This window comes from Brevundimonas sp. AVps5 (assembly GCF_058681515.1).
Window position 1 is genome coordinate 2,396,862 of record NZ_CM178740.1, and the last position, 18,613, is coordinate 2,415,474.

Below are 18,613 nucleotides of genomic sequence, written 5' to 3' on the forward strand. Positions count from 1 at the left end.
GGGTCTCGGTCGGTCCATCCGGACTTCGTCCGGTTGAAGATGGCGAAGGGTAGCACAGAGTTCAACGTCGTGCCGGTTCGAGAGTCGGAACCGGTCGGCAGAGAAACGGCGGGCCTTTCGCAAGGCCCGCCGTCTTCCGTTCAGTCAGCCCTTGGCCGCGTAGCCCTTGCCGCCGTTGGACGGGCGACGGCCGCGCGGGCGACGGCGGATTTCACCATCGGGCTTGGCCTCCGCCCCCTGATTGCTGGACGTGGGGCGGTTGGCGTTCGCGGCCGAACGGGCGCGGTCGGCAGCCAGCGGATCGAACGGCTGGGTCGAGGCCAGCGGACGATCGCCCCGGTCGGCGTGGTTGGTCCGGTCGCCCTGGCCGCCACGGGGAGCGCCCTTGCCGCGAACGCGGTGCGGCTGACCGCCATGCTCCTTCTTGACGCCGTCCCGACGGGGATTGCGCGGGCCGTTGCGCTCGCCGCGCGGACGATCCTCACGGTCGGGCATCGTGGCCTTGGTGCCGACGCCGGCGGCCATGATCGACTGGTCGAGCAGGCCCAGCGACTTGTCGTTCCGACGGTCGGTGGCCGGGATCTTCTGGCGCGTGACCTTTTCGATGTCCTTGAGCAGCTTCATCTCGTCGCCGGCGACGAAGCTGATGGCCGAGCCGTCGGCGCCGGCGCGGGCTGTCCGGCCGATGCGGTGGACATAGGCTTCGGGCACGAAGGGCAGTTCGAAATTCACGACGTGAGAGACGCCGTCGACGTCGATGCCGCGCGCGGCGATGTCGGTGGCGACCAGGACGCGAAGTTTGCCGGCCTTGAAGGCGGCCAGGGTCCGCTCACGCTGGGGCTGGGACTTGTTGCCGTGGATCGCCCCGGCCTGGACGCCGCCGGCTTCCAGATAGGCCGCGACCTTGTCGGCGCCGTGTTTGGTCTTGGTGAAGACCAGGCAGCGGGTGAAGTTGTCGTCCGCGAACATCTCGGTCAGCAGGGCGCGTTTCCTGCCCTGTTCGACGTGGATGACCGACTGGTTGATGCGCTCGACCGTGGTGGCAGAGGGCGTGACAGAGACCTTGATGGGCTCCTTCAGCAGCTCGCCGGCCAGTTTCCCGATCTCGGTCGGCATGGTGGCCGAGAAGAACAGGTTCTGGCGCTTGGCCGGGATGCGGGAGACGATCTGGCGGATCGGCTTGACGAAGCCGAGGTCCAGCATCTGGTCGGCCTCGTCGAGGACGAAGATCTCGGTCGACGACAGGTCCAGGGTCTTCTGCTGCATGTGGTCCAGCAGGCGGCCGGGCGTGGCGACCAGCACGTCGAGGCCGGCCTGGATGGCGCGTTCCTGCGGGCCGTATTTCACGCCGCCGAAGACGACGGCGACCTTGAAGCCGAGGTGACGACCATAGGCCTTGAAGCTGTCGGCGATCTGGCTGGCCAGTTCGCGCGTCGGCGACAGGATCAGGCAGCGGGTGGTGCGCGGCAGGGGGGCGACGCGGTTCTCGGCCAGACGATGCAGGATCGGCAGGGCGAAGGCGGCGGTCTTGCCGGTACCGGTCTGGGCGATGCCCAGCAGATCCTTGCCGAGCATGACTGACGGAATGGCCTGGGCCTGGATCGGGGTGGGGATGGTGTAGCCCTCGGTGGTGAGGGCCTGCAGCAGGGCCTTGTTCAGGCCGAAGGATTCAAACGTGGTGGTCACTGTATGTGTTTCTTTCGCGTGCGGCGACGCGCATCAGCCCGGGCATTGACGCCAAAAGGACCGCGCACCGCCAGTCCCGAACGAGCCTCTGGGTGAGGCCGGCGGGGTGGATCGGGCGCCGCCCCGCGTGTCCGGGCAGCGAATGAATCTTGAGGGCCGGCCGCTGCTACAGTCAGGTCTTCGCTGGGGAGGAAGACCCACACGCGCTGGAGCGCACCGGGGATCGCAATTGTGCGACGCAACGCAAATGGACGCTGAGTGCGGCGAAGTCAAGGCGGAGGCGGCTGCGGCGTCCTTCTCCCCTTGCGGGAGAAGGTGGCTGAGCGAAGCGAAGTCGGATGAGGGGTCACGCTGACGTCGAAGGTCAGCGCTGCAACAGCTCACTACCAGCCGTCGGCACGACCCCTCATCCGTCAGCCTTCGGCTGCCACCTTCTCCCGCAGGGGGAGAAGGATCATAAAATCCCGAATGCCGTCTCCACCCGCCCGATCCAGCGCCGGATGTTCGGACAGACAGACAGGTCGAAGCCGCCCTCGTCCGCCACCCGGGTGTAGGCGACCAGGGCCAGGTCAGCGAGCGTCGCCCCCTGCCCGCCGGCCAGCCAGTCAGCCCCGGCCAGCTCCGTCTCCATCCGCGACAGGGCGATGTTCCCCCGCTCGATCAGGCGCGGCTCGACCTCGTCGGCGCTCTTGCCGGCATAGACACGCTGGAACCGGGCCACGGCGACATAGGGCTCGTGGCTGTATTGCTCCCAGAACAGCCACTCCAGCATCTTCGCCCGCTCCCAGGTGTCTGCGGGGATCCACGGCGTCCCCTCGGCCAGATGCAGCAGAACCGCGTTCGACTGGGCCAGGGTTCGCCCATCCTCCAGAACCAGGGTGGGGACCTGACCGGACGGATTCAGCTGGAGAAATTCCGGCGTCCGGGTTCCGCCTGACATGATATCGACCTCGACCCATCGATAATCACGCCCGAGCACGTCGAGCATCCACTTGACCTTCAAGCAGTTTCCCGACCGAATATCTCCATGAACAGTAAGCATCGCGCCCCAGCAAAGGATTTCTGATCCGGCTATACTGCTATCGCGATTTCGGACGTTGCCCAACCCCGGTTCCGCTTATCTCAGGCAACGGTTGACTGATCCATCCGCGCATGGGGGCGAACGGTCGCAGCGGGGCCATTGGACACATTCTCGCCACAGGCCGCATCGAAACAGCCCCCGCCGGTTCGGTTCTGTGGACCGGCGTCACTATGAGTTTGATCTGTGTTCGACACCCTCGCGGCATTCGCCATGCTTTGGGCTGCGGCTTTTTCGGCCGGAGATCCTGTTCCCTACGAGACGGTCGTCGCGGCCGATCCCGTGGTAGCGGTAAGCCCTGAAGTCGCGGACGGTTCCAGCGAGGATGCGACCGGCGAGTTGGGCGATCTGACCCCCGAACAGGCCGAACTGATGGCCCGCAGCCCCGACTGGAACGCTCGGGCCAGCCTCTATCACGCAGGCGGCGGTGGAGCGACGGGCAACGATTCCCTGGGCTGCCGTCCGATCCCGATGCGCACCCTGGCCACTGACCCGCGCGTCATTCCGAGACGGACGAAGCTGTTCATCCGCGAGACGGTCGGCATGCGCTTGCCGGACGGCACGATCCACGACGGCTACTGGTATGCGTCGGACACCGGCGGTGCGATCCGGGGCCAGCGCGTCGATCTGTATACCGGCCATGGCCGGGGCTCGATGCAGCCGGTCATGCGCTTCAACCAGCAGCGGCTGACCATCACCAACGCCGGGCGTTTCGACGGCTGCCCTCCGTCGTGGAACAGCCAGCCCAGCCAGACGGCCCAGATGGCACCGGCCGGATCCAGCGCCGGATCGCGCTGACCCGGTTTCGTCCCTGGTGCTTCCGGTCTAGCCTCCGACCATGGAGGATGTTCAGTTCTATCTCGGCTGGCGGACCGCCCTGCTCGGTGCCGCGGCGCTGCAGATGCTGCTGCTCGCGGCAGTTCTATCGATGGAGCCCTCAAACCGGACAGCCGGCCGACTGCTGGCCGGGGCCCTGGTCGTTATCGCGGGCCTGCTCACCCCCTATGTGATCGGCTTTGCGGGCCTCTATGACGCCTTTCGCGGCCTGACCTTCGCGCCCTTCGCCATTCCCCTGGCCCTGGGCCCCCTGCTCTATGCCTATGGTCATTCACTGGCCGACGGCAGGGCGCCGCCGCGCTGGCGACTGCACCTCGCCGCACCCGCGCTTCAGTTCTTCTACTACTCAGCCTGTTTCCTGCTGCCGCTCGACGGCAAATGGGCCTGGTACACCGGCGGGCACAGGACCTGGATCGCACCCGTGTTCGACGTCCTGGCCCTCGTCAGCCTCGCCACCTATGCCTGGGCTCTGGGCGTCGTCCTCCGGCGGCTAAGGGCCCGACTGGCGGACCAGCGCAGCGACGACGACCGGTTCTCCGCCCTGTGGCTGGAGAGGGTCCGGGCGGCTATCCTGATCGGCCTGATGATCCAGATCGGCTTCTGGCTGTGGTCCATCATCACCGGCGGGATCGACTTCTTTCAGGAGACCGGACTCTATCTGGCCATGGGGGTGCTCGGCCTCTATCTCGGCATCGCAGGCTGGCGTCATGCCGCCCTTCCCGTGCCGATCCTCACCGCCCCGATCGACGCCGGGGCCGAGATGGAGCCCGAGCCGGCCCGGGCCGTTCCCGACTGGGCTGCTCTCGCCGCCGCCATGGAACAGCGCACGCGCGAGGCCGGCTGGTGGCGCGAAGCTGACCTTGCCCTGCCGGGTCTGGCCCGTCGTCTCGGCACCAATACCGGCCGCGTCTCCCGCGCGATCAACCTCGGTCTGGGCATGAATTTCTCCGCCTTCGTCAACGGGCTGAGGGCTGAGGGTGTGGCCGGTGTCCTCGAAGAGCGGCCGGACGCCGACCTGCTGGACCTGGCCTTCGACATGGGGTTCACGTCAAAGGCCAGCTTCAACCGCGCGTTCCGGGCCCGCTTCGGCATGGCCCCGTCCGACTACCGCCGACAGGTCTCAAATCCTGATTTTCGGCGTGAAGACACGAAATTGAGGCGCGCGGTTTCCTGAGCCGCGTCAGGGTCGGGGCGTCCCTGTTGTGGAGTGAACCCGTGAGCCCTCTCAGTCGTCGTCGTCTGTTCCAGCTGTCCGGAGGCCTGGCGCTGTCGACCGCGACCCCGGCATGGTCCGCCGCCCGCACCGACGACTGGAGCGGCGATGTCGAGGTGCTGCGTCAGGCCTGGACCACCCTCCATCCGGGCCTCTATCGCTACATCACCCCAGAGGCGCTGGAGACCCGGCTGCAGGCACTGGCGGCCGGCTGGCGCGCGCCGGGCGATTTCCGCGCCCGGTTCCTCGCCCTGACCCGCGTGACCGCAGCGGTGAAATGCGGCCACACCTATCCCGGCCCCTACAACGGCGGCGAACCGGTGCGCAGCCGTCTCTATCCCGACCGGACCCTGGTGCCCTTCGCCTTCCGCTGGCTCGAGCGGCGGATGGTGGTCACCCGCGACCATTCGGCCGAGGCCGCCTTTCCACCCGGCACTGTCATCACCGCCATCGACGGCAGGTCCACCGAGGCCCTGCTTGAGCAGTTGGTCCCCCTCGCCCGCGCCGACGGCGGCAATGACGCCAAACGCATCAGCCTGATGGAGATGCGCGGCGACGACCGGTTCGAGACCTTCGACATCCATCTGCCGCTGATCCTGCCGCTGCGGGACCGCGCCACCTTCGACCGGGCCGGGATGGAGCCGGTTCAGGCCGGGCTGCTGACCCTGGCCGAGCGACAGGCGGTCCTCGCTGCTGCAGCCGAAGCCGCACCGGACGCCAATCCCTGGAGGCTCGACAAGGGCACAGATGGCATCCACCGGCTGACCATGCCGGGCTGGGCCCTGTACAACTCATCGTTCGGCTGGGAGGCCTGGCTGGGCCGGGTCATGGACGATCTGACGGCCGAAAGGGCCCGGGGCCTGATCGTCGACCTGCGCGGCAATGAGGGCGGGCTGGACTGCGGCAATGTCATCCTCAGCCGACTGATCGAGCGGGACCTGCCCGTGTCGGCCACCCGACGCTTCACCCGCTATCGCCGCGTGCCGGATGCCCTGCGGCCCTACCTCGGCACCTGGGACAACAGTTTCTACGACTGGGGCAGCGCCGCCGCGGAGCCCGACGACCGCGGCCTCTATCGCCTGACCCGCTATGACGACGACGGCGAGACCCTGTTGATCCGGCGCGCGGGCCGCCGTTTCGCCGGCCCGGTCGTGGTGCTGTGCGATGCGTCCAACAGCTCGGCCACCTTCCAGTTCGCTGCGGTCGCGCAGGACCACGGCCTCGCCACCCTGCTGGGCCAGCCGACGGGCGGCAACCGCCGCGGCATCAACGGCGGGGCCTTCTTCTTCCTGAAACTGCCGGCCTCGCAGATCGTCATCGACCTGCCGATCATTGCCAGCTTCCCGGCCACGCCCCAACCCGACAGCGGCATCGACCCGGACGTCTTCGTCCCCACCACCGCCGCCGACATCGCCGCCGGTCGCGACCCCCAGATGGCGGTCGCGACCGCCCGCATCCTCAACGCCTGAACGAAAGCCGGACCATGACCCTGCGCCTCCTCGCCGCCGCCCTCGCCCTGATCCTGCTGAGCCCCGGGCCGGCGACCACCCAGACCCTCCCCACGGCCACCGAACTGCGGCTCGGCCTCGTCGGTGACTGGACGGGTGCGCTCGGCTATCGCGACTATCAGACCGACCAGCTGTTCGAGATTCCCGTCACCACCACCATCACCACCCCCGGTGACGGCGCCACCCAGGTGCGCCAGTCCCTGTTCGATGACGGGCCGGACAAGCCGGTCTGGATCACCACGGTCAGCCTCGACGACCCGGCGACCGGCACATCGACCTCGGCCAGTTTCCGGGCCGGTAACACGCCCGGCCTGTCGACCGGGACCGTGCACGTGGCGGCCTTCTCCGATCCGACCCACTGGACCGTGATCTATGCCGAGACGGGCGAGGACGACGACGCCCCCGCCGAGATCCGCATCTCCGAAACCCGGGACGGCGACCAGCTGCTGGCGGTCAAGGAGGTCCGCCCCGTCGGTGCCGACGACACGGCCTGGCGGTTCAGGAACCAGACCCGGCTGACGCGGACGGGCGACTAACCCGCTATTGCCGGCTCGGCCCCCAGCGCCCGGCGCAGCAGGGGCCAGATGTTGGACAGGGCCGAGATGAACCCGACCACGCTGGCCACACCCTGGAACAGCACCCAGACGCTGCCGAACACCGCACCCGAGCGCACCCATTCGTCGAGGGGGAACAACAGTTCGCTGACCCCGATCTGGAAACCGGCATAGACCTGAGAATACTCGATCGAGCGATCGGCGAAGAAGGCGATAGTCCCTGCCGCTGCGACCGGCGCCCACATCAGGGGCAGGACCAGCAGCAGCGCCAGCGCGACGACCAGCAGCTTGCTCCCGACGGCCTCTCTGGACACGAGGCTGAGAATGACCCCGACACCGAGCGCCAGGACCGTCGCCGCCAGCATGACCGGCAATACTATGTCCGCGACCACGATCAGGTCGTCGAACAGCCAACCGATCAGGATCGCCGCTCCCGTCGCCAGGAAGGTGCCGACCCAGGCCGCGCCATACTGCCCCAGTCGTCTCTTGATATGTCCGATCATCGCGATCTGTCCCGACGCCCCCGCCGGAACCATGCGCTCGCTTGCCGCGCGAGTCGATTGACGGAACAGTGATGGTTCGTCGTCAGAATTTCCGCTGGCCGCTGACGGTCTCGAAGAACATCCGCCAGTCGCCCATCAGGCTCCACAGGGGATACTGGAACGTCGCTGGCCGGTTCTTCTCGAAGAAGAAATGGCCGATCCAGGCAAAGCCGTAGCCAACGAACGGCATGGCGGCGAACCACCAGGCGTTCACGAACAGACCCAACAGCGCCGCCACGATCACCAGGGCCGAGCCGACGATATGGATCCGCCGGCAGACCTGATTGGAATGCTCGTGGATGTAGTACGGATAGAAGGCTTCGAACGAGGCGAAGCGTTCGCCGTCAGCGGGCAGGGTGCTCATGGCCCCAGCTTGCACCCGACGAACGCGGGCTGACAAGCCTCAGGCCCGGGGTCAGGCGATCACACCCGAATACAGCAGCCCCAGACCGATGACCCCCACTGCGATCCGCCACCAGGCGAACGGGGTGAAGCCGTGCTTCGCCACGAAATCGAGCATGGTCCGGACCACGAACAGGCCGCTGATGAAGGACACCACGAAGCCGATGGCGATCAGGATGACGGTGTCACCGACCAGCAGCTCGCGGCTCTCCCAGAAATCCAGGGCGAAGGCCCCGACCATGGTCGGGATGGCAAGAAAGAACGAGAACTCCGCCGCCGCCCGCTTGTCGACACCGAGCAACAGGCCGCCGACGATGGTGGCGCCGGAGCGGGATACGCCGGGGATGATCGACAGGCACTGGAACAGGCCGACGCCCAGCGCCGTCTTCAGCGAGAACCCCATGGCGTCATGCTCGCGAGGCTGCGGCGCCCACCGCTCCAGTGCGATCAGGGCGAAACCGCCGACGATCAGGCTGACGCAGACGATGGTCGGGTTGAACAGCACGGTCTTGATGAAGTCGTGAAAAAACAAGCCGAGGAGCGCCGACGGAAAGAAGGCGAGCAGGACCGAGTAGGCGAACCGGCGCGCGGCCGGATCCTTGCCGGGCAGGCCGATCAGCACCTTCCAAAGGCGGGAGAAATACAGGGCGACCACCGCGAGGATGGCGCCCAGCTGGATCATGACGATGAAGGTGTCCCACGGCTCGCTGGGCAGGCCGAGGAGGCTCTTGGTCAGCAACAGATGGCCGGTGGACGAGACCGGGATGAACTCGGTCAGCCCCTCGACCAGCCCCAGGATGATCGCCGCGATCCAGTCCGCCATAGTGTCCCCGCTTTACGCCGGGGTCACTCGCCGCCCGGGCCCCAGCCTGATCTCCGATCAGGCGGAGAATTGAAAGTGCGACCTTGATTCACGGCTTTGCCGATCAAGGTCGGGGACCCACATAGCGCAGGCGCGCCCGGATAGGCGAGCCGTCGATGATCTGATCCAGCGCATGGGCCATCAGGCCGGTCAACCGCCCGATCAGCAACACGTCCGAGGCACCGTTGCGCGGCAGGTCCAGACGCCGCGCCATGATCGCCAGGGCCCCGGCGAAGCCCGTCCGTTGGCCGCTCGCCGCCTCCGCCTCGCGGATCACCGACGTCAGGTCGTTCGGCAGGTCGACCAGGGCCAGCAGCGCCTCGACGCGCGGATCGCCGTGCGGGAAGCTCTCGCTGCCGAAACCGGGGATGGAGCCCTCGTTCGCCATCTGGCGCTGGGCCGCGCCCGCCGGGTCGCGGCGCGCCTCGGCGACATAGGCGGTGGCACGGGTCAGGGTCAGGCCCCGCGGCGACCCCGCCACCGTGGCCAGGCCTGCGAAGGCCGCGCCGGCCGGGGACGCCCCGCCCGAAGCCGCGGCCCGCGTCGCCAGCACCGCCGGATCCAGATCGAGGTCCGCCGCCAGCACGAGGGCGCGTCTCAGATGGACACTGTCGCGCTCCAGCATCTTCCAGCCGCGCGCGAGGCGTTGGTGGAAGAACAGTCGGGGTCCGGGCCCGGCCACGGCGTCAATGACCTCGTTCATCGCCACGGCCGCGTCGACCTTCAGCGCGTCAGGCGAACGACCGATCGAGGACGGCTCTTCCTCCGCCCGACGGGCGAGGGCCGCGAACAGCCGGGCGCGGTGCGAGGCGCCGCCGGCGCTGTCGACGCGTACGCCGAGGCCGGCGAACGGATTGATCTCCCCGGCGCCCCACAGCAGCCGGGACGTTTCTTCCAGCGTCGCGTTCTGGGCCCACTGAGCCACGTCGCGACCGCGATAATAGAGCCGCCCGTCCGAGATCAGGCTGACCTTCGACTGGATCAGGGCCTCGCCCTTCACCGCCGGCGGCTCGAACGGCACGATCACGCCGGGTGCCTCGCCCGAGCTGACCCCCTTCAGCCGCGCCACGTCGGCGGCGGCATAGAGACTGCGGCGGGGATCCTCCGGATCAGGCCGGGCGGTGATCCGCCCCCGGCTGACGTAGGCGTAGAGGGTCTGGGTCTTGACCCCCAGCAGCGACAGGACCTCGGCGCGGGGGATCCATCGATCCGCCGTCTCCGCTTCCCGCTCGCTAACGCCTGGCGTCATCGCTTCAAGTCCCGACCCGTCAAGCTTAATCGGCGCGCACCATGGGGCGCTTTCATGACCGCAAGCCTAACGACGGTTCCTGATGCGTCCTCCATTGGCAACTCACGGGCGATCAGCGAAAAGGGCGTCGATGACCTCCCCCGTCACGCCTTCGCCCGCGCCTGATCCGAAATCCGGACCCTGGGGCTCAGCCGCCACCCTTTCGACGCGTCAGATCACCGGTCTGTCGGTCACCGTCGCGGTCCTGCTGATCGCGATGAAGGCCTTCGCGCTCGGCGCCTCCGGGTCGGTGTCCATCCTGGCCTCGCTGGCCGATTCCTCGCTCGACCTGATCGCCTCCCTGGCCACCTTCTTCGCCGTGCGCTGGGCCGCCGCCCCCGCCGACGCCGACCACCGGTTCGGCCACGGCAAGGGCGAGGCCGTGGCCGCGCTGGTCCAGGCCGGTCTGGTGTTCGCCTCGGCCGTCTTCATCGGCTGGGAGGCGCTCCAGCGGATGTTCGACCCCCGTCCGGTCGTCGGCGGGTCCTGGGCGGTCGGCGTCGTGGTCGTCTCCATCCTGCTGACCGGCCTGCTGGTCTGGCTCCAGACCCGGTCGCTCAAGGCCTCGGGCTCCATGGCCGTCTCGGCCGACCGCGCCCACTACGCCGCCGATCTGGCCTCGAGCGTCGTCGTCCTGATCGGTGTCGTCTCCGGCGCCTGGCTGGCCGCGCCCGGGCTCGACGCCGCGGCCGGCCTTGTGGTCGCCGTCTGGCTGTTCTGGGGCGCGCTCGGCGTGCTCAAGGGCGCCGCCGACCAGCTTCTCGACAAGGAGGCGTCGGACGCCGACCGCATCGCCCTGACCGGCGCCGTCCTGTCCGATGGCCGGATCGGCGGCATTCACCAGCTGCGCACCCGGATGTCGGGCGACCGGCTGATGGTCCAGATGCACATCGACCTGGACCGCACCCTCTCCTTCGAGGCGGCCCACGACATCGTCGTCGCCGCCGAGGACCGTGTGACCGCCGCCTTCCCCGGTGCCGACGTCCTGATCCACGCCGACCCGCGCGGTCCGGCTGCCCCTGCGGTCCCCGTTTCGCCTCAGGCGTGATCCGGAAAAGGGTTCAGCGGTTTTCCGGTCGGATCACGCCCGAGAGAGGCTGCATCCTTGATTCACGGCCTCAGTGGGATCGCAGCGCCATCCCGCCTCAGCCGATCAGGGTCGTAACGTAAACGAGCCTTTAACGGCCCCCGGTGCAGGACGAGCCCATGTCGGCGAACGTCCTGTTCCATTTCCCCTTCGATCCAGGCAGCCGGACGGCGCGTCTGGCCCTGGGCGAAGCGCGCATCGAATGGACCGAGGTCCTGGTGCGCCCGTGGGAGAACGACTGCCCCGTCGGCGACCTGAACCCGTCGGGCATGCCGCCCGTGCTTCAGGTCGAGGGTCTGACCCTGTGCGAGGCGGGTGCCATCCTGGGCTGGATCGAGGACGCGCAGAAGACGCCCCTCCTGATGCCCGCCGACGCCGCCGAACGCGCCGAGACGCGTCGCCTGACCGCCTGGTTCGACCGCCGCTTCACCGACGAGGTCAATGCCGTCCTGCTGCACGAGCGGATGGAAAAACCCCTGCTTCGCCTCGGCCCGCCCGAGGCCCGGATGCTGCGCGAGGGCCGCGAGGCGCTGAAGCACCATCTCGCCGTCTTCGACGCCCTGCTGACCCGCCGCGACTGGCTCGCCGGCCGGCGTCTGTCCCAGGCCGACATCGTCGCGGCGGCCCATCTGTCGACCCTGGACTATTTCGGCGAGATCGCCTGGGCCAACTGGCCGGCGCTGAAGACCTGGTACATGAAGATCAAGTCCCGACCCTGCTTCCGGCCATTGCTCGCGGACCGGTTCCAGGGCCTGGCACCCGCGATCCACTATACGGATCTGGATTTTTAGCGATCCTTCCCTTCTCCCCTTGCGGGAGAAGGTGGCCGAGCGAAGCGAGGTCGGATGAGGGGTCACGCTGACCTCGAAAGTCAGCATTCGAACCCCTCACTTTACCCGCCGGCACAACCCCTCATCCGTCAGCCTTCGGCTGCCACCTTCTCCCGCAAGGGGAGAAGGGATGCCATAAGCGGCCCATGACCGACCTCCGCGACACCCTCCGCGCCACAGCCGCCGAACTGGGGTTCGACGTCTGCCGGTTCGCGTCGGCGTCCGAGCCCTGGTCCGCCGGAGAGCGACTCCAGCACTTCGTCGCGGCGGGCCGTCACGGCGAGATGGGGTGGATGGAGACCACCCTCGAACGCCGCGCCCATCCGACGGCCATGTGGGACGGCGCCCGCACCGCCGTCGTGCTCGGCATGAACTACGGCCCCGAACACGATCCCCTGCCGGAGATGGCCGACCGCAGCGCCGGCTATATCTCCGTCTACGCCCGCGGCGACGACTATCACGAGGTCATCAAGGGCCGGCTCAAGACCCTCGCCGGCCAGTTGGCCTCGCAGCTGAACGCCGAGGTCAAGGTGTTCGTCGACACCGCTCCCCTGATGGAAAAACCCCTGGCCCAGCGCGCCGGCCTGGGCTGGCAGGGCAAACACACCAACCTCCTCAGCCGTGACCACGGCAACTGGCTGTTCCTCGGCGTCATCCTGACCGCCGCCGAGCTGGAGCCGGACGCGGCCGAGACCGAGCACTGCGGCTCCTGCACCGCCTGTCTCGACGCCTGCCCGACCAAGGCCTTCCCCGCGCCGTTCCAGCTCGATGCGCGCCGTTGCCTGTCCTACCTGACCATCGAACATGCCGGGCCCTGGCCGGTGGAGTTCCGCGCCCTGACAGGCTCCCGCATCTACGGCTGCGACGACTGTCTGGCGGTCTGTCCGTGGAACAAGTTCGCCGTCGCGTCTCGGGAGACCCGGCTGGCCGCCCGCGAACTCTCCATCAGCCCCCGCCTCGCCGACCTCGCCGCGCTCGACGACCCGACCTTCCGCATCCTGTTCTCGAAGAGCCCGATCAAACGCATCGGCCGCGACCGCTTCGTGCGCAACGTCCTCTATGCGATCGGAAACAGCGGAGATGCGGGGCTGGTCGCGAGCGCGGAGCGCCTGCTCGACGACGGGTCACCGCTGGTCAGGGGAGCCGCTGTGTGGGCGCTGTCGCGGCTGATGGGGACGGAGGCGTTTGCGGGGATGCGGGCCATGCGTCTTCCCGCGGAGAGTGATGAAGGGGTTCAGCATGAGTGGACCCTTCTCCCCTTGCGGGAGAAGGTGGCCGAGCGAAGCGAGGTCGGATGAGGGGTCACGCCGACATCGAAAGTCAGCGCTCGGTCCCTCACTCCAACCGCCGGTGTGACCCCTCATCCGTCAGCCCCCCGATCAAGTCGGAAGGCTGCCACCTTCTCCCGCAAGGGGAGAAGGAAACTTCAACCCGTCGCCAATCCAACCCCGCGCCCACCGCCGGGCACCGGGGCCACGTCCAGCAGCTTGATGCGGAACACCAGCACCGAGTTCGGCGGGATGTCCGCGCCCTGGCCGCGCTCGCCATAGCCCAGTTCCGGCGGCACATAGAGCATCCACTCATCGCCGACCTTCATCCGCTGCAGGGCCTCGGTCCAGCCGGGCACGACCTGTTCGGCCGTGGTCACATAGGGCTGGCCGCGCGAGAAGGAGCTGTCGAACACCGACCCGTCGGTCAGGGCGCCTTCGTAGTCGACCCGCACCAGGTCGTTCCGGTCCGGCGTCGCCGCGCCGGACGGCCCCGACTGGACTACCTTGTACTGCAGGCCCGACGGCAGGGTCTCGATCCCGTCCGCCTTGGCGTTGGAGTCCATGAAGAAGGCCGCCGCCCGGGCGTTGGCTTCCAGGTCGGCGCCGGCCGCCGTGTCGCGGTTGCAGCCCGCCAGAGCGAGTATGCCGATGGCGGCGACGCTAGCCCATCCGAAGCGCATAACCCTTGTCCTTCAAAGCCTCTCCGATCGCGTCGGAATGGGCGCTATCGCGCGTTTCGACCATGATGTCGAACTCCGCCCCCTTGGCCGGGACATCGAGCGCCAGACGGTTGTGGACGACGTCGATGATGTTGCCGCCCAGGGCCCCGATCACCGCCGCCATGGCCGATAGCATGCCCGGCCGGTCGTCGCCGAGGATCCGGTAGACGATCAGCCTCCGTTCACGGACCATCTCGCGGTTCAGCACCACGGCCAGCATCCGGGCATCGATGTTGCCGCCGCACAGGACCAGCCCGACCTTCATCCCCCTGAATTTTTCCGGATACCGCAACAGGGCCGCCAGACCGCCGGCACCGGCGCCCTCGGCCACCGTCTTTTCCAGGGTCGCGAACAGGGCCACGGCTTTTTCGAAATCCTCCTCGTCGACGACCAGCACCTCCTCGACGAGCGGATCGGCGAGCGCGAACGGAATGTCGCCGACCGCCTTGATCGCAATGCCCTCGGCGATCGTCGCCCCGCCGCATTTCGGCGTCTCGCCCTTCCGCCGTGCGCTGAACGAGGGATACATCGCCGCCTCGACGCCGAAGATGCGGATGTCCGGCTTCATCGCCCTGGCCGCGATCGAACAGCCGGCGATCAGTCCACCGCCGCCGATGGGGATGATCAGGGCCTCGAGGTCCGGCGCGTCCTCGAGAAACTCGATGGCGCAGACGCCCTGGCCGGTGACGATCCCCTCGTCGTCGAAGGCGGAAATGAAGACGAACCCCTCCTCGTCCCTCAGCCGATGCGCCTCCTCGGTCGAGCCGGTGAAGTCGGCACCCTTGATGACGACGTCGGCCCCGTGTCTGCGCGTGCCGTCGACCTTGGTGAAGGGCGTCCCCTCGGGCATGACGATGGTCACGGGCACGCCGAGCCGTCCGCCGTGATAGGCCAGGGCCTGGGCATGATTGCCGGCCGAAGCCGCCACCACGCCGCGTTTCATCTCGTCAGGCGTCAGCGACAACAGCCGGTTCAGGGCACCGCGCTCCTTGAAGCTGCCGGTAAAGTGGAGATTGTCGTATTTGACCCAGACCTCGGCCCCCGTGAGTTCCGACAACCGCCGCGAATGACGCACGGGGGTTCGATCGACCTGGCCCTTGATGCGCGCCTGTGCCGCCTGGATGTCTGCCAATACGACTGTCATGGGGTCCCTGTAGCCTGGCCGGGCGGCAGGTCCGAACCGGCCTGTCGCTCTTTTGTCCCGGACTTGTGGCGCCCGCCGTCAGGTCCCGCAACCTTGACCTTACGCCTGCGTTAGGCGTCATGTATCCTCGCCCCTGAGGCGATCCCGCGTGCCTGTCCGAGAGAACTCCGATGTCGATTCGCCTCGCTTCCGCCCTCGCCGCCACGGCCGCGCTTGCTGCGACCCTGGTCGCCTGTGCGCCCGCGCCCGGCCCGTCCGGCTACACACCGGCGCCGCCCGCCGCCTTCAGTGCCGCCGACTTCGGCTGGTCGGTCCGCACGGGAACGGCGGGCATCGACGGCCGCGTCGCCTTCGCTCGCGACGGCCAGAGCTTCGCCTGCACCGGTTCGGTCGCCCTGACGCCCGACACCCCCTACACCCGCGCCCGGTTCCAGACCCTGTACGGTTCGACCGACCAGGCCGCGATCCCCGAGGCCGTGGTGCGCGCCCGCACCGTGCCGGATCCCAACGCCGACTACCGTTCCTATGTCCGCTCCGCGACCTGCCAGGACGGCCGCTTCCGCTTCGACGGCCTGCCCGACGGCGGCTGGTTCCTGATTGCCCCGGTCAGCGCTGGCGGCGACCGCATTGTCCTGATGCGCCAAGTCGTCACCCGTGCCGGCACGACGACCAGCGTGACGCTGTAGGACGAAATGGTGGCGCAGGCGGTTCAGATCCTTGTCGCCTCCGCCGCCCTCGCCGCGTTCGTCTGGGCCATCTGGTCGATCGCGGAGAGATTGAAGCGGAAGGGCATTATCGTTCGTCCGGTCTCCCTCATGGATGCGAAGATGACCGAGATCGAGCGACGCTACGCCGAGCAATCGGCACCGAAAGACGTTAAAGTCAAAGAGTAGGTGTGAGTGTCCTTCAACCGGCGGGTCGGTCCCGCTCAGCCTGAGGCGTTGACCATGAAGGCCCCCGTCGTTTCCAAATGGGCAGTCGCCGCCGCCCTTCTTGCCGCCTCGGGCACCCTTGCGGCCGCCGTCCCCGTCGCCGCCCAGAGCTGGAGCTATCCCGATCAGGCCCGGTCGTATTCGAGCTACGGCCGCTACGGCAACGACTACAACGGCCAGCAGGATCGGCCCGGCGACTATCGTTGCGACGCCTACTGGGATCGCGCCCGTGACGACTGCGACGCGCGCTCGCGCGACCAGCGGCCGTACAGGTCCTACAGCTCATACGGCTCGAACCCTCGCTATAGCCGCCATGGGCAAGAGCGTGACGGCGGCGGCTACGTCTACCAGCCCTACAATCAGGGGACCCGGTACTACGGCGCCTACGGTCGCCCGGACCAGGTCTATCCGGGCTCGGGCTATGGCGGTCAGGTGCAGAACGATTACGGTGCCGGATATTCGAACGGTCGCGATTCGGGGCGGCAGTCTTGGTGCGCCTCGCGCTACCGCTCCTACGATCCAGCCAGCGGCTACTATCGCGCGTATTCGGGCCAGCTGGTTTTCTGCGGATAACGCCGATCCTCCGATCACGGATTCGCGCCTGAACGCCGTTCGCCATCTTTCAGACGCACCCTGATCGCCTTCGTCTAACCCAACCAGTTCGGGGAGCGTCTCCATGTCCCAGCATAATATCTCCGGTTCCGAAGCCTTCGACCGGTCGCCGTTCGTCATCATCCGTTCAGTCCGCACCGGAGGCATGCGCCGCCGCCAGACCCGCACGGCCTTCGCCTTCGTAGCCGGAGCCTGCGCAGCGGTCCTCGGCGGGGTCGTGGCCGCTGTCATCGCCTTCGGTCCCAGCCTGGCGGGGTAATCCTCCCCCATCGGGGGAGGGGGACCGCGAAGCGGTGGAGGGGGCCAACCCCGGATATCGAGTCTCCGGTTAGCCCCCTCCGTCACGGCGCGAAGGCGCGCCGCGCCACCTCCCCCATCGGGGGAGGATTCAGATCAAGCCAGCCAGACCATCATCCGCGTATCGATGTCCGCCTTCCGGGCGCGGCTGAACGCCCGCCGCGTCTCGCCGGTGTAGAGGAAGCCCGCCTTCTCCAGCACCCGGCCCGACGCCGGGTTGTCGGCGAAATGGCCGGCCACCAGGGCCCGGCGCTTCCAGCGCTTCGACGCCCAGACCAGGGCCCCCTCCAGCGCCTCGGTCGCCAGACCCCGGCCCCAGAACTCGCGCCCGATCCAGTAACCGGTCTCCGGCACCCGATCCTCGTCCTCGAACAGGCCGAGGACGCCGACCAGACCATGATCCTCGTGCTCGATCAGGAAGGTCACGGCGCGGGCCGGGTTCTGGGCCGCAACGGCGATGACGAAGTCCTCCGCGTCGCCCTGTCCGAAGGGGTGCGGCATCCGCTTGGTCATGCGGGCGATGTCGGGATCGTTGGCCAGGCGGGCGATTGCGGGCACGTCCTGCGGCGACGGCGCGCGCAGCACGAGACGCCGGGTCTCAACAACCGGAGAGGTTTCGATGACGCACATGGTCCTGCCTCGTTCAGCGGTCCGCCGCCTTGGAGGGCTCGGGCGGACTTCGAGGCGGGGAACGCAAACGGGGAGCCTGGTGATCCAGACTCCCCGCGGAATATTTCCCTTGGTCCGGATCGGCTGCTTTTTGAGGAGCAACGCGATCCGAAATCCGGTGTCGCGTTACTCGGCGGCGAGGGCCATCTGGTCGTCATTCGCCGGAATGATCGACACGTAACAACGGCCGTTGGCCTTCTTGGTGAATTTCACCGCGCCGTGCTCGGTGGCGAACAGGGTGTGGTCGCGGCCCAGGCCGACATTGTCGCCCGGGTGGAAGGTGGTGCCGCGCTGGCGCACGAGGATGTTGCCGGCCAGAACGTTCTCGCCGCCGAACTTCTTCACGCCGAGGCGCTTGGAGTGAGAGTCGCGACCGTTACGCGACGAACCACCGGATTTCTTGTGAGCCATCTGGGCGCTCCCGTTCTTGCTGTCTTACGCGTCGTCGGACGAGGCGGAGGTTTCGGTTTTGGCGGCGGCCTTCTTGGCCGGAGCCTTCTTGGCGGGAGCCGAGGCTTCCACCACGCCGGCTTCGACCGGAGCAGCCTCCACACGGGGGGCCAGGCCACGGGCGCGCAGGTTGATCTCGGCCCGGGTCGTCAGGTCGATCTTGCCGTCCCACTTGGCGGTCTCGCCGGCACCGTCGATGCCGGTGATGCGCAGGACCGATTCCATCTGGCGATGGCCGTTGGTACGGCGATAGCCCTGACGGCGGGTCTTCTTGAAGATCTTGATCTTCTCACCCTTGCGGGTCTCGATCAGGGTCGCGCCGACGAAGGCGCCGTCGATCAGGGGAGCGCCCAGGGTCACGCCCTTGTCGCCGCCCAGCATCAGGACGCTGTCGAATTTCAGTTCCTGGCCGGCATCGCCATCGAGTTTCTCGACGACGATCGTGTCGCCCGGTTGAACCCGGTACTGCTTGCCGCCGGTCTTGATCACCGCGTACATGTTGGAGCCTCAGCGTAACGCAAAAAAGGATGCGCCCGCCGGGTAGACCCCGCGGGCGAAGAGCGGCGACATATACGGAGGGCGGGTCCCGAGTCAACGCGAAAGGCACCGTCCACCCCCCATTTCCGTCATTC

The 18,613-nt window shown here is 68.0% G+C and carries 22 protein-coding genes; 11 read left to right on the forward strand and 11 right to left on the reverse strand.

The annotated features are described in order from the left end of the window. Positions 1–144: 144 nt before the first annotated feature. Together ACW18A_RS12150 and ACW18A_RS12155 are read right to left on the reverse strand one after the other, a co-directional pair. Positions 145–1,686, reverse strand: a complete 1,542-nt coding sequence (locus tag ACW18A_RS12150) for a DEAD/DEAH box helicase (RefSeq protein ID WP_492021975.1) — start codon at positions 1,684–1,686, stop codon at positions 145–147. 454 nt (positions 1,687–2,140) lie between these two features. Then, a complete protein-coding gene (locus tag ACW18A_RS12155; protein WP_492021976.1) occupies positions 2,141–2,689 on the reverse strand; it encodes a glutathione S-transferase family protein in 549 nt (182 codons plus the stop codon). Positions 2,690–2,950: 261 nt separating this feature from the next. On the opposite strand from ACW18A_RS12155, the gene ACW18A_RS12160 reads away from it, so the two are divergent. Genes ACW18A_RS12160 through ACW18A_RS12175 form a run of 4 tightly spaced genes read left to right on the forward strand, consistent with a single transcriptional unit; the run spans position 2,951 to position 6,858 of the window. After that, entirely contained in the window at positions 2,951–3,562 is a 612-nt protein-coding gene (locus tag ACW18A_RS12160) for a 3D domain-containing protein (RefSeq protein ID WP_492021977.1), read from the forward strand. Between the two features lie 40 nt (positions 3,563–3,602). Further along, entirely contained in the window at positions 3,603–4,775 is a 1,173-nt protein-coding gene (locus ACW18A_RS12165; protein WP_492021978.1) for an AraC family transcriptional regulator, read from the forward strand. A 41-nt stretch (positions 4,776–4,816) separates the two neighbouring features. Then, positions 4,817–6,283: a S41 family peptidase gene (locus tag ACW18A_RS12170; RefSeq protein WP_492021979.1), complete on the forward strand. Its 1,467-nt coding sequence runs from the start codon at positions 4,817–4,819 to the stop codon at positions 6,281–6,283. Positions 6,284–6,297: 14 nt separating this feature from the next. Further along, positions 6,298–6,858, forward strand: a complete 561-nt coding sequence (locus ACW18A_RS12175) for a hypothetical protein (protein WP_492021980.1) — start codon at positions 6,298–6,300, stop codon at positions 6,856–6,858. Here the strand turns inward: ACW18A_RS12175 and ACW18A_RS12180 are convergent. From ACW18A_RS12180 to ACW18A_RS12195, 4 genes are all read right to left on the reverse strand, one after another. Then, positions 6,855–7,379, reverse strand: a complete 525-nt coding sequence (locus ACW18A_RS12180; protein ID WP_492021981.1) for a hypothetical protein — start codon at positions 7,377–7,379, stop codon at positions 6,855–6,857. The genes ACW18A_RS12175 and ACW18A_RS12180 overlap by 4 nt on opposite strands. A gap of 82 nt (positions 7,380–7,461) precedes the next feature. After that, entirely contained in the window at positions 7,462–7,782 is a 321-nt protein-coding gene (locus ACW18A_RS12185) for an Mpo1-like protein (RefSeq protein ID WP_492021982.1), read from the reverse strand. Positions 7,783–7,833: 51 nt separating this feature from the next. Continuing rightward, positions 7,834–8,643, reverse strand: coding sequence for an undecaprenyl-diphosphate phosphatase (locus ACW18A_RS12190; protein WP_492021983.1), 810 nt, complete (start codon positions 8,641–8,643; stop codon positions 7,834–7,836). A gap of 103 nt (positions 8,644–8,746) precedes the next feature. Continuing rightward, positions 8,747–9,931, reverse strand: coding sequence for a citrate/2-methylcitrate synthase (locus ACW18A_RS12195; RefSeq protein ID WP_492021984.1), 1,185 nt, complete (start codon positions 9,929–9,931; stop codon positions 8,747–8,749). 130 nt (positions 9,932–10,061) lie between these two features. Between ACW18A_RS12195 and ACW18A_RS12200 the strand changes: the two genes are divergently transcribed. From ACW18A_RS12200 to queG, 3 genes are all read left to right on the forward strand, one after another. Continuing rightward, positions 10,062–11,018: a cation diffusion facilitator family transporter gene (locus ACW18A_RS12200; protein WP_492021986.1), complete on the forward strand. Its 957-nt coding sequence runs from the start codon at positions 10,062–10,064 to the stop codon at positions 11,016–11,018. A gap of 158 nt (positions 11,019–11,176) precedes the next feature. Then, positions 11,177–11,848, forward strand: coding sequence for an FtsZ-binding protein FzlA (gene fzlA / locus ACW18A_RS12205; protein WP_492021987.1), 672 nt, complete (start codon positions 11,177–11,179; stop codon positions 11,846–11,848). A 185-nt stretch (positions 11,849–12,033) separates the two neighbouring features. Further along, positions 12,034–13,185, forward strand: a complete 1,152-nt coding sequence (gene queG, locus ACW18A_RS12210) for a tRNA epoxyqueuosine(34) reductase QueG (RefSeq protein ID WP_492021988.1) — start codon at positions 12,034–12,036, stop codon at positions 13,183–13,185. 128 nt (positions 13,186–13,313) lie between these two features. Here the strand turns inward: queG and bamJ are convergent, their stop codons facing one another. Further along, a complete protein-coding gene (gene bamJ, locus ACW18A_RS12215; RefSeq protein WP_492021990.1) occupies positions 13,314–13,838 on the reverse strand; it encodes a BamJ family beta-barrel-assembly machinery protein in 525 nt (174 codons plus the stop codon). Next, on the reverse strand, positions 13,819–15,021 hold the full coding sequence (locus tag ACW18A_RS12220; RefSeq protein WP_492021991.1) for a threonine ammonia-lyase: 1,203 nt from the start codon (positions 15,019–15,021) through the stop codon (positions 13,819–13,821). The genes bamJ and ACW18A_RS12220 overlap by 20 nt, the downstream gene beginning before the upstream one ends. 170 nt (positions 15,022–15,191) lie before the next feature. On the opposite strand from ACW18A_RS12220, the gene ACW18A_RS12225 reads away from it, so the two are divergent. The 4 genes from ACW18A_RS12225 (at position 15,192) to ACW18A_RS12240 (ending at position 16,824) form a co-directional block, all read left to right on the forward strand. Beyond that, the gene (locus tag ACW18A_RS12225; protein ID WP_492021992.1) at positions 15,192–15,707 is read left to right on the forward strand and encodes a hypothetical protein; all 516 of its coding nucleotides are present in this window, start codon (positions 15,192–15,194) and stop codon (positions 15,705–15,707) included. A 6-nt stretch (positions 15,708–15,713) separates the two neighbouring features. Beyond that, positions 15,714–15,914: a hypothetical protein gene (locus ACW18A_RS12230; protein ID WP_492021993.1), complete on the forward strand. Its 201-nt coding sequence runs from the start codon at positions 15,714–15,716 to the stop codon at positions 15,912–15,914. 54 nt (positions 15,915–15,968) lie between these two features. Beyond that, entirely contained in the window at positions 15,969–16,526 is a 558-nt protein-coding gene (locus ACW18A_RS12235) for a BA14K family protein (RefSeq protein ID WP_492021994.1), read from the forward strand. 103 nt (positions 16,527–16,629) lie between these two features. After that, a complete protein-coding gene (locus ACW18A_RS12240) occupies positions 16,630–16,824 on the forward strand; it encodes a hypothetical protein (RefSeq protein WP_492021995.1) in 195 nt (64 codons plus the stop codon). A 134-nt stretch (positions 16,825–16,958) separates the two neighbouring features. On the opposite strand, the gene ACW18A_RS12245 is transcribed toward ACW18A_RS12240, so the two are convergent. The 3 genes from ACW18A_RS12245 to rplU form a co-directional block, all read right to left on the reverse strand. Then, the gene (locus ACW18A_RS12245) at positions 16,959–17,492 is read right to left on the reverse strand and encodes a GNAT family N-acetyltransferase (RefSeq protein WP_492021996.1); all 534 of its coding nucleotides are present in this window, start codon (positions 17,490–17,492) and stop codon (positions 16,959–16,961) included. Between the two features lie 165 nt (positions 17,493–17,657). Continuing rightward, positions 17,658–17,942 (reverse strand): 50S ribosomal protein L27, encoded by a 285-nt coding sequence (gene rpmA / locus ACW18A_RS12250; protein ID WP_298160619.1) that lies wholly within the window; start codon positions 17,940–17,942, stop codon positions 17,658–17,660. A gap of 24 nt (positions 17,943–17,966) precedes the next feature. Then, positions 17,967–18,479 carry a 50S ribosomal protein L21 gene (gene rplU / locus ACW18A_RS12255; RefSeq protein ID WP_492021997.1) on the reverse strand — a complete coding sequence of 171 codons (513 nt, stop codon included), beginning with the start codon at positions 18,477–18,479 and terminating at the stop codon, positions 17,967–17,969. Between the last annotated feature and the right edge of the window lie 134 nt (positions 18,480–18,613).